Here is a 15,370-nt window from a genome sequence, read left to right on the forward strand (position 1 = left end):
CTTTCACCATATGCTACATTCATTTCCGATTAGATTGCTCTTGTTTCTTTCTTTCTCGAATCTCTTTCTCCACTCGTCGTAACGCTTTTTTCGATCCTCGTGCAAAGTCGTGGGCTTCCTTTCGTTCTTGATACGTCGTAAACAACGTATCCAAATCATAGTCAGCCGGATAAAGTTCCGTTGCCCGTGCTTCTAATCGGACACGACGACTCGGCAACTCTATATACTCTGCTTCCACGAACACTCGTACATGCCGACGCGATGCATCAAACGAATAAACAAGACCGACTTGATTCGTCTCGAGTAGACGAACACGGTCACCTTTTTCAAAACGCTCTGCTTCTTCAAGTGGTACCACTTCCACTTCTCGCGTTATTTTAGATTCATCGACTTTCGTTGTGTCATACGTTTTCTCGTTCATGTAACGAGATGCCTGTTTGAGAATCGCTTCCGGCAACTTCATCTTGCGAGCGATAAACAAGGCGTTGCTGTCGCCAGACTGCCCCATGAGCAGCCGGTATTTCGGTTCGAGCGTTTCCGGGTCAAACTGCATCGCAGCGTTCATGAAATCTGGATGCGCTTCAGAATACGATTTGATTTCTCCATAATGCGTCGACGCGACGACAATCGCGCCCCGTTTATATGCCGCTTCTAAAATGGCAATCGCAAGAGCAGCCCCCTCGTTCGGTTCCGTCCCACTTCCGATTTCGTCGAATAACAAGAGTGACCGCTTTCCAGCGGTTTGCATGATTTTCGCGACATTGTGCATATGCGCCGAGAACGTACTGAGCGCCGACTCCAAATCCTGATTGTCTCCGATATCGACGAACACCTCATCGAATGTCGAGATGACCGTATCGGGATGGGCCGGTATATGCAGACCCGTCATCGTCATGAGACTGAGGAGTCCAATCGTTTTCAATACGACCGTCTTCCCGCCGGCGTTCGGTCCCGTGATAATCAAGCCGCGATAGTCTGTACCGATGGCAAAATCGAGTGGCACAGCGCTTTCTAAGAGCGGATGGCGTACTCGCTTCAATTGGATGCGACCGGTCGCATTCACATGCGGTGTCACGCCATCAATCGACTGACTGTACTTCCCTTTGGCGAAGACCATATCGTACTGGGCAATGACATCGAGCGTCGCCTCGATGTCAGGAAGAACTTCTGCCACGGCTCCCGTCAACGTCGCTAGTACTTGATACACTTCTACCGCTTCTTCTGTACGTTTGACGACGAGTTCGGCGTTCAACTTCGAAATGGCTTCCGGTTCAATAAAGACCGTCGTGCCGCGATTCGATGTGTCCACAATCGTACCCGCCACTTTATGCTTATATGAAGCTTTGATTGGTATGGTGAAGCGGTCCTGTTTTTTCGTGACGAATCCGTCTTGAATCATCTCACGATTGGCGGCGCTCTTCAAAAATTTGGCCAACCGTTCCTCAATCCGTCCTTCGAGAATGTCGACTTGTTTTCGAATCCGCTTCAACTCTTTTGATGCCTCATCGACGACCTGACCGGCTCGAATCGCTTGCGTGATGTCTTCTTCGAGTGTTCGCCATTCGCCCATTCCGGCAGCATACGCGGACAAGAGTGGTGCGAAAAATTCATGTTCAAGCATGAATCGCTTCAGCTTGCGCGCGCCACGTAAAAACTCCGCGACTGCTTCGAGCTCGTTTGCTTCGAGTTGAATCCCGCGTTGTAGTTTGCCGATGATCGTCTCCATATCAGACACGCCGATGAATGGCACGTGTGAAGTCGCATCTAAAATCGCGCGTGCTTCAGACGTTTCTTGCAGGCGCTTCTTCACCGTCGCAATATGGCTCGTCGGACGTTGCTGTCTGAGTAGTCGTCTTCCGAATCCGCTGATGCAGAAACGCTCTACTTTTGTCATCAATTCATTGTATTGTAATTTTTCAAATGTTTGTTCGTTCATGTGTCTCTCTCCTCAAATTGTAGAATCGAGATACCGCGCAAACAAAAAAGCGTCGGTCGATGACGACCAACGCAAAAAGACAGACCGGTGTCTGGCAGTTTTTGATGGGCGGTATCTGTAACGGAACATGACGGCATGACAAAAAGACGTGTCATCCGACATTTTTCAGTTCGTTAGGCAGATACAACCTCACTCATTAACATGCAACACCTTTCTTCAATAGATTCGCCCTTACTATACAACAGATTCGTCACCTTGTAAAATTTTAGAGAACGCTTTCAAAAAAAGACTTGTGTCTCAAATCCACACATGTTATGTTGAACGTGAAGAAACGAATAGCGATCACATGTGACTGATTCGATCAGGCATGGGGTAAGACGTACGGTGCATGCCACCCGTCTATACTCCATGCCTGTTTTGTTTTTCCTCGTTTTGCGTTAAGAAAGGATGTAGAAGATATGCTATGGAATAAGTTAATGAATCGACACAAACCGACACTGCACTCGCCAATGGAAGGAGACGTTATTCCACTCGATCAAGTAGCTGACCCGGTCTTCAGTGAAAAGATGATGGGAGATGGCATTGCCATCACACCAACAGACGGAGCAGTCGTCTCACCAGCTGACGGAGAGATCGTACAAATCGCTCCGACCAAGCACGCCATCGGTATTCGGACCGAGGATGGTGCTGAGATTTTGATTCACGTCGGACTCGACACCGTCGAACTCGAAGGTCGACCGTTCGATCTCCGTGTAGATGTAGGTGACCACGTGAAAACAGGACAGCTGTTAATGACAGCCGACTTGGTCCAAATCCATCAAGCTGGTAAAGACACGGTCACGCCAATGGTCGTGACGAATGGTGGCGCGCTTGCCCATCATTACGCCTTCACATTCACGAAGGAAGCCGTCCCAGGTAAGACGATTGTCGCCCGAGTGGAAGCGTGACTCCGGAACAAGGAGGACACATGATTAAGATCAAAAAGATTCTAAACAACAATGCGGTCATCGTCTCAGACGATGGGGAAGAAAAGATTGCGATTGGACCTGGCGTCGCCTTTAAAAAAGCGAAAAATGACATCGTGAATCCCCATAAAATTGAAAAATTGTTCATCATGCCGGAAAACGACAAGTTTCAACAGTTGTTGAGTCGAATCCCCGTTGAACACTTTACCGTTTCCGAGGACATTATTTCGTACGCAGAAAAACGGCTCGAGACATCATTTAATGAACATATTCACATCGTCTTGACCGACCATATCTCATTTGCCATTGAGCGTGAGATGGAAGGCATCTCACTTCGGAACAAACTGTTGAACGAGATTAAAATCCTTTATCGGAATGAGTACGAGATTGGACTATGGGCGATTGAACATATCGCAGAAAAATTGAACGTCCAAATGCCGAAAGACGAAGCCGCGTTCATCGCGCTTCATATCCATACGATGAAAGTGAAAGGAGGTGATTTACGCAAGACGGTCAAACAGACAACGATTGTCCGCGACATGATTCAATCGATTTCACGACGACTCGATGTATCCATTGAAGAAGATGACTTATCCTATCAACGATTATTAACACATTTACGGTTCGTCATGGATCGGGTCAACCATTACGATCATCACACGATTGATGAAGATATGCTCCGCATGATTCAGACGAAATTCACGTCTGCTTATGCGTGCGCATCTGATGTCGCAACAGAAATGGAAGAGACATATGGCATCGTCTTGCCCGAGTCAGAACTTGGCTATATTACGCTCCACATTCAACGTCTACAAGATCAACACCACCAAAAAGGAGGAAATCAAAAATGATGAACTTTTTCCAACGTCTCGGACGTTCCCTCATGTTGCCGGTTGCCGTACTTCCTGCTGCCGCGATTCTCATGGGGATTGGTTATTGGATTGACCCAGTCGGCTGGGGATCTGAAAACATTGCAGCTGCATTCTTAATTAAAGCGGGTGCAGCGATTATCGATAACATTCCAATTCTTTTCGCAGTCGGGGTCGCTCTCGGAATGGCTAAAAACCGAGATGGCTCTGCAGCACTCAGTGGACTCGTGGCCTTCTTGACCGTCACAACACTACTATCTGCTGGTACAGTCGCCTTATTCCAAGGTGTTGATGTCGAAGCCGTCAACCCAGCATTCGGGAAGATTGCCAACGCGTTCGTAGGGATTCTTTCTGGTCTCGTCGCTGCTTCGATGTACAACCGCTTTAGTCACGTCAAATTACCGGATGCCCTCGCGTTCTTTAGTGGGAAGCGTCTCGTTCCAATCATGACGGCATTCTCGATGATTCTCGTATCGGTCGCGCTCTACTTCATCTGGCCGGTCGTTTACACAGGCCTCGTTGGATTCGGGGAATCGATTTCTAAACTTGGCGCATTTGGTGCCGGACTTTACGGGTTCTTCAACCGTCTCTTGATCCCTACTGGACTTCACCACGCCCTCAACTCGGTCTTCTGGTTCGACGTCGCAGGGATCAACGACATCGGAAACTTCTGGTCGGGTGAAGGTGAGAAAGGTGTAACGGGAATGTACCAAGCAGGTTACTTCCCAATCATGATGTTCGGTCTTCCTGCCGCAGCACTTGCGATGTACCATACAGCGAAGACAAAACGTAAGAAACAAGCGGCTTCACTTCTTCTTGCAGCTGCATTCGCTTCATTCTTTACAGGGGTAACTGAACCACTCGAGTTCTCATTCATGTTCCTCGCACCAGTTCTTTACCTTGTACACGCAGTCCTTACAGGAATCTCGCTCTTTATCGCAGCAACGTTCCAATGGACAGCCGGGTTCGGATTCAGTGCAGGACTCGTTGACTTCGTGTTGAGCTCGCGCTTGCCGCTCGCAAACCAACCGTATATGCTACTCGTTCAAGGTCTCGTGTTTGCAGTCATCTACTACGCAATCTTCCGCTTCATGATTGTGAAGCTCAACTTGGCGACACCAGGTCGTGAACCAGATGAAGTCGTGGATGCAGTCGCAAGTGAAACGACAGACGGCGAAACGAAAGTGGCGCCGGTCGCATCTGCTTCAGGTAACGAATTCTCAGCGATGGCGAACATGATTTATGACGGTCTCGGCGGTGACAGCAACGTCACAGGAATCGAGTCTTGCATCACACGCTTGCGCGTCGACGTGAAGGACATGGATACCGTCAACCAAGATCATATCAAGAAAGCCGGCATCCCTGGCGTTAAAGTCGTCAGCCCGAATCACATTCAAGTCATCGTCGGCACAAACGTTCAGTTCGTCCTCGATGAGATTGAAAAAATCCGTAGCCACCGCGCCGGATAAACGTCGAAAGCCACCTCATTCAGGTGGCTTTTCTTGTTTTTGTGCATAGTGTTTGTAGAATTGAATGAAATAGTAGAGGAAAATCCACGGCAAGATGTATTGCGTAAGCCACATAATGACACGCATCAATTGCCAAATCGGATTATTCAATACAAAACCTGATAAGAAAATGACGACACAAAATCCAAGGACGAACCCTATGTACTTCTTTTTACCCAACTCATCCACCCCCTTATTTTCCCAGTTCAGTGTAACACAAAGAGCCTGCCGCAACCGGACAGGCTCTGCTCACATTTGACGAAGTCGGGAAATCCGCTCGACTGGATCGGGGTGTGTCGAGAACAGTCCGCTCACTTTCTTCTTAAGTGGATCGGAGAAGTACAGTGGGGCCGAGGCACTCGAGGCTTGCTCGACCGGTGTCTCTACGTTGGCAATCTTCTCAAGCGCCGAAGCGAGGGCATCCGGGTTTCGGGTCAGTTCCGCTCCACTCGCATCTGCTAGAAACTCGCGATTACGTGAGATCGCCATATTGATCAGCATCGCGATGAGCGGGGCTAACACTAATAAAACGAGTCCGATGATGAGGAAGATGGGATTCTGATTTTGATCACGTCGTCCCCCACTGATGCTTCGGAAAAATAACATCCGTGAACCGATATCACTCATGATGGCGATGACCGACACGAGTGCGAGGGTGACCGTCGAGAGTCGCACGTCATAGTTTTTAATGTGCGCGACCTCATGTGCGATGACACCTTCCACTTCCTCACGAGACAATCGCTCTAGTAGCCCCGTCGTGACGGCGACGGCCGCCTTTTCCGGTTTCAATCCCGTCGCGAAGGCGTTCGGCGACGGGTCGTTGATGATAAAGATGCGGGGTATCGGTACTCGCGCGACCATCGCCATGTTTTCGACCGTATGCCATAAAAAGCGGTGTTCTTCCACCGATGTCACCTCTTGTGCCCGATTCATCTTCATGACGATATTCGTGCTCGACATGATGACGATGCCGACATAAAACAAGGAGAACACTGGTGTGAAAATCAAACCTGGGATCGCGTCTCCATAGTTCACATAGGAAATGGCTGCCCCAACGAGAAGGACGAATAAGACAAACCCTGTGACGATGAAGACCGTCTTCACTTTATTCTTTCGAATCTGTTCATAGAGGAGCATACTTGCCACCTCGATTCATCAAAACGAGACGCGAACGTTCTCGCGCTCTTCGGCACGCGCCTCGAGCATATCGCGCTTTTCAAAATGGTGCACAGAGGCAATGATGTTCGTCGGTACCGATTCGATTTTTGTGTTGTACTTCATGACCGTGTTGTTATAGAGCTGACGCGAGTATGCGACCTTGTTTTCCGTCTGCGTCAATTCTTCCTGCAACATCTTGAAGTTCTCGTTCGCCTTCAAATCCGGATACGCTTCACGAAGCGCGAATAGATTTTTCAGCGCCCCGCTCAGTTGATCGTTCACCGCCATCTGATCTTGGCGATTCGACTTCTCACCAAGCTGATTTCTCAGTTCGACGACCTTCGCGAGCGTCTCCTGCTCGTGTTTCGCATAGCCTTTCACCGTCTCGACCAAGTTTGGAATCAAGTCATAGCGCCGCTTCAACTGAACATCGATTTGAGCCCATGCCTCATCGACCCAGTTTCGATATTTGACGAGCCCGTTGTACATCGAAAAATAGATGAGTACGAGCACGACAACCGCTACAATCGCAATAATCCACCCCATGTTGGCACCTCATTTCTTCATTTTCTCCTGTATTAATTCCCTTTACTCGTATAAGATAAGCTTAACTTTCATAAAAATTAGCAAATGGTTGCAATTCTTAATGCGTTGATCACAAAGGAGTGTACGCAATGGTTGTCACGAATGCCGAAGTACGTTTGACCGAGTTGTTCGAAGAGATGGTGTCACTAAGACGCCATTTTCACCAATATCCAGAGCTATCTTTTCAAGAAGTCGAAACGCCGAAGATGATCGCCTCTTATCTCCGCGAACTTGGGATTGAAGTACGTGAACACGTTGGCGGTAATGGGGTCGTCGGTCGAATCAAAGGCGGTGATGGTCCGACCATCGCGTTACGGGCCGATTTTGACGCGCTTCCCATCCAAGATGTGAAAGACGTCCCGTATCGTTCAAAAGTAAATGGGGTCATGCATGCTTGCGGGCACGATGCCCATACAGCGACACTTCTCGTCCTAGCGAAAGTATTGACCGAGATGGACCTTCCGGGAGATGTCGTGTTTATTCACCAGTTCGCCGAAGAATTGGCTCCCGGTGGCGCTAAACCGATGATTGAGGACGGCTGTCTCGACAATGTGGATTATATTTATGGTGCGCACATCTGGACACCCCTCCCATTCGGAACAGTCGGCGTCAAAACAGGTCCCGTCATGGCGGCAGCCGATCGCTTTGAATTGACCATCACAGGAAAAGGTGGTCATGGTGCGATTCCGCAACATACGGTCGATGCCCTCATGGTCGCCGTGAATGTGGCGAACCATCTCCAACAAGTGGTCAGTCGACGCATCGACCCGCTGGAACCTGCCGTTTTGACCATCGGGACTCTCCATTCCGGACAAGCGTTCAATGTGATTGCCGAAGAGGCCAAGTTGTCTGGAACCGTGCGTACGTTCACTTCAGAGACGCAAGAAAAAATCATCACGGATATGGAACGTATGATTCGTTCTGTCTGCGCTGCGAGCGATGCCGAGTACGCGCTTGACTATATAAAAGGTTATCCAGCCGTCGTCAATCATGTAAGAGAAACAGAATTCGTCCGCCAAAGTGCGAAAGAAACCGTCGGCGAAGACGGTGTCATCGAGATGGCACCACTCATGGTCGGAGAAGACTTCGCTTACTATTTAGAACAAGTACCAGGCAGCTTCTTTTTCACAGGCGCTGGAAACCCTGAACTCTCAGCGATTTTCCCTCACCACCATCCTCGTTTCGATGTGGATGAACGAGCGATGTTACACACGGCTCACATTTTGCTAGGCGCTTTACAGCGTACTTGGATGACACATGAAAAAGAGGATTGATGCAATTGCATCAATCCTCTTCTTTGACTGGTTCTGTTAATTCAGACACGAGCACTTGGTCAACTCGTTTGCCGTCCATATCCACGACTTCGAAACGAAGACCGTACGCTTCGACCACGTCCCCCCGCTTCGGAAAATCACCTAATGCATAAATAACGAGTCCGGCGAGCGTATGATACGAGTTGCGTCCCTCATCGAAGCGATCGTCCCGAATCTCGAACGTTCGTTTCAAGTCCTCGATTCCGAGTAACCCGTCCGCTAAATACGATCCATCCTCACGACGAACCACTTCCGGTGTATCTTCTTCAATCATGACTTCTCCGACGATTTCTTCTAAAATGTCGAACAATGTGACCATCCCGAGGAATCCACCGTATTCATCTAAGACGAATGCGATCTCGACACCATTTTTCTGCATCATCTGAAGCACTTGACTCGCTTCACGTTGTTTCGGCACGATAAGCGGTTGCTTGATGCGCTTTAAAATTTGTGACGGTTCACGCAATGTCGGTAACGTCAAAATGTCACGCACATCGATATATCCGACAAAGTCGTCGAGTGAGTCGCGACCGACTGGTAACTTGTTATGCTTACTCTCGTAAATCGATTTTTTCATGTCATCCATGTCATCCTCTAAGTCGACCCATTCAAGCGTCGTCCGAGGTTGCATGAGCTCATAAATCAATTGATCGTGGAACGCAAAGACGCGTTCGACTTGTTGCACTTCTTCATGGGCGAACTGACCTTGCTGAGCTCCTTCAAAGAGAAGCTGTTTAATCTCAAGCTCAGTCTCTCCACTCGTTTGTTCTGCCTTTAATCCAAGGAGTTTGAATAAGAAGAGCGTCGATTTCGATAAAATCCAAATGAATGGGCGCATCAACTTACTGAATAGATCGAGCGACGGAATGATTGCCATCGTTACTTTTTCAGGCGAGACGAGCGCAATCCGTTTCGGGACCAATTCACCAATGATGAGCGACAGATACGTAATAATCGTAACGACGGCCACATAAGCAACGGTTCCGGCATACTGCGTACTCATTCCGGCTTGTTCAAATGCCGATGCGAGCGGTGCCGAGAAGCGTGCGCCCCCGTATGCCCCGTTAATAATCCCAATCAATGTGATTCCGACTTGAACGGTCGACAACAAATCTGTCGGGTCTTTCGAATAATGAAGCGCAATCTTGGCACTTCGTTTCCCTCGATTTGCTTCAACCTCAAGTTTTGCAGGCTTCGATGAGATGAGCGCAATTTCTGTCATCGCAAAAATCCCGTTCAACACAATCAAAAACAAAACAATCAACAAATCAATCACTATGGAAGAATCCACTTTTTTCATCACCTCAGCTATTTTTAAAACCATACTGCTTCATTTTAACAAAAAATCGTTACCAACCTGTACCCGTTTTGCTCGAAAAAATAGCCACTCCTTATGAAGTGGCTTCGTTGACAGCTTGTTTGGCGATAGCCGCCGTCTGAGACTGTTTAAAGAGAATAACCCCGACGAGCAGGACCGTAAGCCCAACGACTTGTCCAGCCGATAACGTAATTTGAGGCATCCCGAAAGCGCCATACAAATCGACGATTAACGCCCAAATGAGTTGTGACACGAGGATGAGTGACACGGACAAAGTCGGTCCAAGCAGCTGGATGCTCCGCATGACACAATACACGACACCGACGCCAAGCAATCCACCGAGCCAATAGATTGGCGACACATCACGCAATCCGGAAAGATTGCCTCCGAATAACAGTAACGGGATGATGGAACCGACCAATCCGACGATGAAGACCAACACTGTCGTCGCCCATGCTCCTAAATTTGTATTCATTTTTGCATTGACCGCTGCCTGTACACTAATGAATGCTCCGGCCACTGCTGAACAGATGATCCCAAAAATCATATAATCTCTCCTTACTCATAGAACATACCGTTCGCACGTTCCTTCAATCGTTCACTATTTAATATGACAACTTCTTTTCTCGTTCGCGTGACCAATCCTTCATCGACGAACGCCTGCAACGTCCGATTCAAATGACGATAACTCGTCCCAAGCCATTCGGCGACTTCTTTACGCTTCAGTTGACTCATCTCAGCTTGAAACAGCTCGTTACCCGATTCACTAAGGGAAATCAAATAGCCCGCCAACCGTTCTTCAAGTGTCGACATGAGATGATTGGATGAGGCGTTCGCCTCGATGAACAGTTTTTCGGACACCCCACGCAATAGGTGTTCCGTGAATTCGACCGTACGATTATGACGACGAAGTGCCTCAAACGGAATCCGTAAGCAGGTTACCGAACCAACCGCCTCGACAGTATGCAATACGTTACGACCACTCGCATATTCGATGTCTCCAATGAGCGTCGGCGCAGCTTTCAAACGAAGCAAGCGTAACTTCCCTTCTTCACTGAGTGTATAGATTTTGACGCGTCCTTCGAGCACGACGAACAAGGATTCAATGTGTTGATTGTTCGAACAAAGCATTGTACCAGATTCATAAGTGACTAAAGAAGAAGCTTCAAGCGTTTCGTTAGAAAAAAGGTGATTCCACTGCAATCGTGTCAGTGCATCCATCATATTCATCATGAGAATTGATCTCCTTACGCGAATGTATAAATTCCGATCCCGACGACCATTAAGACGAGTCCCATGACCTGTCCCGTATTCATCGGCTTCCGTTTGACACCAAACCAACCGTTCAAATCGATGATAAAGGCTCCTAGCAATTGTGCCACAAGCAGGACGCAGATTGCCCATGTTACACCAAGTTGTTGAATCGCTGTCAGTTCGCCGAAGACGACGAATACACCGAATAGTCCACCCAGACTATAATACCAAGGCACACGTTTGAAGGCCGTCATGTCTGCATCTCGTTTGAAAAAGTAAATGATGAGCGCCAACAAAAGTCCGACAAAATGGACGATTGTGACGGACATCCATGCCCCTACCGCATCTCCTAGTTTGGCGTTAAAAATTCCTTGCAAAGCAATAAACGTGCCAGATAGTATGGCAAATAGAATTCCCATGTCATTCCCCTCTCTCTTCGTCTGACTGTACAAAAAGAATGACCGCTTGAATAGGACATATGTCCAAAAAGAAAAAGCAACTTCGAATGACCGAAGTTGCTTCATCTATTTATCCTAGCAATTTGACAAGTTCTTTGCCGACCGCTTCAGAAGACTGAGGGTTTTGACCTGTGACGAGTCGCTCGTCGACTGCCACATTCACCGCCCAGTTGTCAGCTCCTTTGAACTGTCCACCTTGATTGCGTAGTCCCGTCTCAAGTAAGAACGGTACAGCTGAATCGAGTTGCATTTCTTTTTCTTCTGCATCCGTGAACCCTGTCACTTGTTTATCCTTAACGAGCGGCTCATCGTTGCTCAGTTTCACGTTGACCAATCCAATCGGTCCGTGGCACACCGCACCGACAATATTTCCACTCTCATAGACGTTACGAATAACGCGTTGTAGCGTTTCATTTCCTGGGAAATCGACGACTGTCCCATGGCCACCTGGCAAGAAGATAGCGTCATATGACTCGTCTGCGACTTGATCGAGACGCGCTGTGTCTTTGAGCAACTCGCGCGTATTTAGAATGTCTTCTGACAAACCATCTTCTAAACTATTCGCATCGATTGGCACGTCCCCACCTTCGATACTCGCGACCGTCACTTTGTATCCTTCTTTTTCAAACAACAAGTAAGGAACGGCAAACTCTTCAAGCCAAAGTCCCGTTGCGTGGCCATTTGATAATTGATTCGCTGACGTCGTGACAATCAGTACATGTTTCGACATACTCAATTCCTCCTTCAATAATCAACATACGACACTATTGTTCCCGATTCATCATCCGTTAAACCTGATGAACTGCCTCGACGTCATAAGGTATGTCTATTTTTGACCTGGTGATTTATTCGTCCTGCCTTTTTTCCACATCCTTTTATACTGTAGATGAGTCGACACTTAGACCTATGAAGGGGATATCTCGTATGACGAAACGAATGAATGACTGGGGGTTTCTCATTGTTGTCGCCATCATCATCTTGTTGCTTTTGCTCGGTCAGTTGCCAATCTTCATGTAATCTTCACGGCATTCCTTCACAGACTGTAGTATGATGTCGTTGTAAGCACTTACACTAAACCCGATATGAAAGGATGAAGTTCACTATGTCAGAACGTATTTTCATCAGTCCGGCTAAGTATGTGCAAGGGAAACAAACGATTGATCGCATCGGAGAGTATGTCGCTCACTTCGGTTCAAACGCTTTACTCATCGCGGATGACGTCGTCTGGGAATTGGTCGGTTCGCGTGTGACACATTCACTGCAGGCGAGCAATATTGAAGCGACGAAAGCAGATTTTGTCGGAGAAGCATCAAAGCATGAGATCACTCGAATCGCCACAGATGCCAAAGAAAGTGGCACAGCGTTCGTGATTGGTCTCGGTGGCGGTAAGACGCTTGATACAGCAAAAGCGGTCGCAGATGAATTGGATGCGCGCATCGTCATTGTACCGACGATCGCCTCGACAGATGCACCGACGAGCGCACTTTCAGTCATTTACACAGATGAAGGCAATTTCGAAAGTTATCGTTTTTATAAAAAGAATCCAGATCTCGTTCTGGTGGACACCGAGTTGATTGCACAGGCACCGCCACGCTTCCTTGCATCAGGCATTGCCGACGCTTTGGCGACGTGGGTTGAAGTCCGAAGTGTCCTTTCATTTGGAGGAAAGACGATGGCCGGTGGTGTCCCGACGCTTGCGGCGGAAGCAATCGCCGAACGTTGTGAAGAAGTATTATTCACGTATGGTATTCAAGCGTATGAAGCCGTCAAAGCAAAAGTCGTCACACCTGCGCTCGAAGCCATCGTTGAAGCCAACACCCTATTGAGCGGTCTCGGCTTTGAAAGTGGTGGTTTGGCTGCAGCCCATGCCATTCACAATGGATTTACCGCGTTAGAAGGGGACATCCACCATTTGACGCACGGTGAAAAAGTTGCATTTGGAACACTTGTGCAACTCGCACTCGAAGGACGTCCTCAAGAAGAATTCGAGCAGTACGTTGCCTTTTATATGGCACTCGACTTGCCGGTCACACTCGAAGATATCAAATTGAAAGATGCATCTCGAGAAGATATCTTGAAAGTCGGAAAAGCCGCCACGGCAGAAGGCGAAACGATTCATAGCGGTTTTGATGTCACGCCAGAAGAAGTTGCAGACGCCATCATCGCAGCCGATCGATATGCCCGTCTTTATCAAGAACGGTTATAAAAATAGCGAGAGGAAGCTCACACGGCTTCTTCTCGCTGTTTTTTGGTCGGGATGAACGAAAGGACAATCCCAACCCCCATACAACTGACTGTCAGGAAAAAGAAAGTCAGCTGGTTCATATAAATGATATTCGTGAACTGGTTCCACCCTTCGGCGAAAGACTCATTCGTAGATAAACGAATCCCTTCCCGAAGAGACGTCGCTTGCGATTGATTGGTCACCCAGGCAATCCCGGCCATGATGAGACTACCCAAACCTAACACGATTCTCCCCATCGGTCGCACGGATGCCGTGACTCGACGTGTCATACGAACCGTAATCCAAATGAACAATAACAGAAACGGCCATCCAATCAAGAGCACAATCCAGTATATATTCCCTTCACTCGGTGTTTCCGAATACGGGGTTGTCATTACTTCACCAAGCTTAAAGATTACAAACGCGATCAACGTCACGATAAACCATGCTTTTATTAACTTCTCCATCTCAACACCTCGTCCTTAGTATAGCAAAAACACCGTATGCGTCTGCATACAGTGTTTAGTCTTTCGGGCGGACGACGTAGTAAATCAAAATGACGAGCCACGTCCACACTCCTGTAAAAATTCCGATAATCCCGACGATGAAGAATCCGAGCGGAATCATCGATTTCGTTCGATTGTAGTCCTTCCACATATTCGATAGCCCTTTAATATTAAAGTATAAAAAGGCAAAGAACAGGACGAGCAACAACAGTGGTAATCCAAATAAGACTTCCATTCGCTCACTCCTTTCTACGATCTCATTCGTTATGTTTATTGTATCGGATTTGACTCCTCGCTTTATCGGACCCAAGCTGTATCCTCATCCGACCTAAGGATGGATAAAAGATGCTCAGTCCATCAAGAAAACGGGAAAAGGAACATCATCTAACCCACGAGGAGGCGTTTTGCCATGAAGTCCCTGCGTATCTTGATTATTTGTCTGCTCCTGTTGCAAGCTTCGCCGGTGACAGCGGCATCATCGTCCCCACAACCAGGTTATACCATCAAAACAACCTACCTATACGGTCGTGCAATGCAATCTTCACCTGTGTTGAAGGCGTTACGAACGAATGTCCCTATCCGTTACACCACGTATAACCGAAGTTGGTCCAATGTCTATATCGGGAGTACAAAGTACTTCACTCCGACCACTAACCTAAAAGCCGGCATCCCTAAAATGCCAACGGCCGACCGGTTACGACTCGTCAATAAAACAAATGGGCTCCCGTCCACTTATCGTTCCCCACAACTTGTGACCTTAACCGTCCCAACTGTTTATCAAAAAGGTAGTGAACGTACACTGATGACAGCGGAAGCCGCTTATGCGCTAGCGAAATTGTATTACGCAGGTCGAAAGCAAGGTCATACGTTATACGCACTCAGCGCCTATCGCTCCTATTCAACTCAAAAATCGCTATATACCTACTGGGTCAATACGCGCGGAGTCGCATACGCTTCAAAATATGTCGCCCGTCCCGGATACAGTGAACATCAAACCGGTCTAGCGGTGGATATGACGAGTCAACGTATGCGTCTAGGGTTATACGCCTCCTTTGACCAATCGCCTGAAGGAAAGTGGATGATTCAAAACGCCCATCGTTACGGCTTTATCGTCCGTTATCCGAAAGGAAAAGAAAAAATCACCGGATATAATTATGAACCATGGCACTTGCGCTATGTCGGGGTAACCGAAGCGACGATGATGAAGCAGAAGAACTGGGCGTTTGAAGAATGGTGGGGCAAACGTTGAGTGAGCATCCTTTTTTAGACATTTCCC

The 15,370-nt window shown here is 47.9% G+C and carries 17 protein-coding genes; 6 read left to right on the forward strand and 11 right to left on the reverse strand.

Annotated features, from left to right (window positions below):
- Positions 1-19: 19 nt before the first annotated feature.
- Complete coding sequence (locus AC5LIL_RS13965; RefSeq protein WP_499824417.1) at positions 20-1,936, reverse strand: endonuclease MutS2; 1,917 nt, start codon at positions 1,934-1,936, stop codon at positions 20-22.
- A gap of 458 nt (positions 1,937-2,394) precedes the next feature.
- Between AC5LIL_RS13965 and AC5LIL_RS13970 the strand changes: the two genes are divergently transcribed.
- Genes AC5LIL_RS13970 through nagE form a run of 3 tightly spaced genes read left to right on the forward strand, consistent with a single transcriptional unit; the run spans position 2,395 to position 5,239 of the window.
- Positions 2,395-2,883: a PTS sugar transporter subunit IIA gene (locus AC5LIL_RS13970; RefSeq protein ID WP_214785528.1), complete on the forward strand. Its 489-nt coding sequence runs from the start codon at positions 2,395-2,397 to the stop codon at positions 2,881-2,883.
- Between the two features lie 20 nt (positions 2,884-2,903).
- A complete protein-coding gene (locus AC5LIL_RS13975) occupies positions 2,904-3,752 on the forward strand; it encodes a PRD domain-containing protein (protein ID WP_251125684.1) in 849 nt (282 codons plus the stop codon).
- Positions 3,749-5,239, forward strand: coding sequence for an N-acetylglucosamine-specific PTS transporter subunit IIBC (nagE, locus tag AC5LIL_RS13980; RefSeq protein ID WP_499824419.1), 1,491 nt, complete (start codon positions 3,749-3,751; stop codon positions 5,237-5,239). The genes AC5LIL_RS13975 and nagE overlap by 4 nt, the downstream gene beginning before the upstream one ends.
- Positions 5,240-5,254: 15 nt before the next feature.
- On the opposite strand, the gene AC5LIL_RS13985 is transcribed toward nagE, so the two are convergent.
- The 3 genes from AC5LIL_RS13985 to AC5LIL_RS13995 form a co-directional block, all read right to left on the reverse strand.
- Positions 5,255-5,458: a hypothetical protein gene (locus AC5LIL_RS13985; RefSeq protein WP_074036726.1), complete on the reverse strand. Its 204-nt coding sequence runs from the start codon at positions 5,456-5,458 to the stop codon at positions 5,255-5,257.
- Between the two features lie 69 nt (positions 5,459-5,527).
- Positions 5,528-6,415: a zinc metalloprotease HtpX gene (gene htpX / locus AC5LIL_RS13990; protein WP_214785526.1), complete on the reverse strand. Its 888-nt coding sequence runs from the start codon at positions 6,413-6,415 to the stop codon at positions 5,528-5,530.
- Between the two features lie 18 nt (positions 6,416-6,433).
- On the reverse strand, positions 6,434-6,982 hold the full coding sequence (locus AC5LIL_RS13995; protein WP_015880351.1) for a LemA family protein: 549 nt from the start codon (positions 6,980-6,982) through the stop codon (positions 6,434-6,436).
- Between the two features lie 128 nt (positions 6,983-7,110).
- Here AC5LIL_RS13995 and AC5LIL_RS14000 point away from each other — a divergent pair, with 128 nt between their 5' ends.
- Positions 7,111-8,295 carry an amidohydrolase gene (locus AC5LIL_RS14000; RefSeq protein WP_499824420.1) on the forward strand — a complete coding sequence of 395 codons (1,185 nt, stop codon included), beginning with the start codon at positions 7,111-7,113 and terminating at the stop codon, positions 8,293-8,295.
- A gap of 10 nt (positions 8,296-8,305) precedes the next feature.
- On the opposite strand, the gene AC5LIL_RS14005 is transcribed toward AC5LIL_RS14000, so the two are convergent.
- From AC5LIL_RS14005 to AC5LIL_RS14025, 5 genes are all read right to left on the reverse strand, one after another.
- Positions 8,306-9,634 carry a hemolysin family protein gene (locus AC5LIL_RS14005; protein WP_214695701.1) on the reverse strand — a complete coding sequence of 443 codons (1,329 nt, stop codon included), beginning with the start codon at positions 9,632-9,634 and terminating at the stop codon, positions 8,306-8,308.
- 91 nt (positions 9,635-9,725) lie between these two features.
- The gene (locus AC5LIL_RS14010) at positions 9,726-10,199 is read right to left on the reverse strand and encodes a DMT family transporter (protein WP_214785524.1); all 474 of its coding nucleotides are present in this window, start codon (positions 10,197-10,199) and stop codon (positions 9,726-9,728) included.
- An 11-nt stretch (positions 10,200-10,210) separates the two neighbouring features.
- On the reverse strand, positions 10,211-10,885 hold the full coding sequence (locus tag AC5LIL_RS14015; protein WP_214695695.1) for a Crp/Fnr family transcriptional regulator: 675 nt from the start codon (positions 10,883-10,885) through the stop codon (positions 10,211-10,213).
- Between the two features lie 14 nt (positions 10,886-10,899).
- Complete coding sequence (locus AC5LIL_RS14020) at positions 10,900-11,325, reverse strand: DMT family transporter (RefSeq protein ID WP_499824421.1); 426 nt, start codon at positions 11,323-11,325, stop codon at positions 10,900-10,902.
- A gap of 109 nt (positions 11,326-11,434) precedes the next feature.
- Complete coding sequence (locus AC5LIL_RS14025; protein WP_031424259.1) at positions 11,435-12,094, reverse strand: type 1 glutamine amidotransferase domain-containing protein; 660 nt, start codon at positions 12,092-12,094, stop codon at positions 11,435-11,437.
- A 372-nt stretch (positions 12,095-12,466) separates the two neighbouring features.
- Here AC5LIL_RS14025 and AC5LIL_RS14030 point away from each other — a divergent pair, with 372 nt between their 5' ends.
- Entirely contained in the window at positions 12,467-13,570 is a 1,104-nt protein-coding gene (locus tag AC5LIL_RS14030; RefSeq protein WP_214746693.1) for a glycerol dehydrogenase, read from the forward strand.
- A gap of 17 nt (positions 13,571-13,587) precedes the next feature.
- Here AC5LIL_RS14030 and AC5LIL_RS14035 read toward each other — a convergent pair whose 3' ends face one another.
- Complete coding sequence (locus AC5LIL_RS14035; RefSeq protein ID WP_339962613.1) at positions 13,588-14,055, reverse strand: hypothetical protein; 468 nt, start codon at positions 14,053-14,055, stop codon at positions 13,588-13,590.
- Between the two features lie 55 nt (positions 14,056-14,110).
- Complete coding sequence (locus tag AC5LIL_RS14040) at positions 14,111-14,329, reverse strand: hypothetical protein (protein WP_074036747.1); 219 nt, start codon at positions 14,327-14,329, stop codon at positions 14,111-14,113.
- Positions 14,330-14,503: 174 nt separating this feature from the next.
- On the opposite strand from AC5LIL_RS14040, the gene AC5LIL_RS14045 reads away from it, so the two are divergent.
- Positions 14,504-15,343 (forward strand): M15 family metallopeptidase, encoded by an 840-nt coding sequence (locus tag AC5LIL_RS14045; protein WP_499824424.1) that lies wholly within the window; start codon positions 14,504-14,506, stop codon positions 15,341-15,343.
- The last annotated feature ends 27 nt before the right edge of the window (positions 15,344-15,370 follow it).

Source organism: Exiguobacterium sp. RM11 (assembly GCF_059821525.1).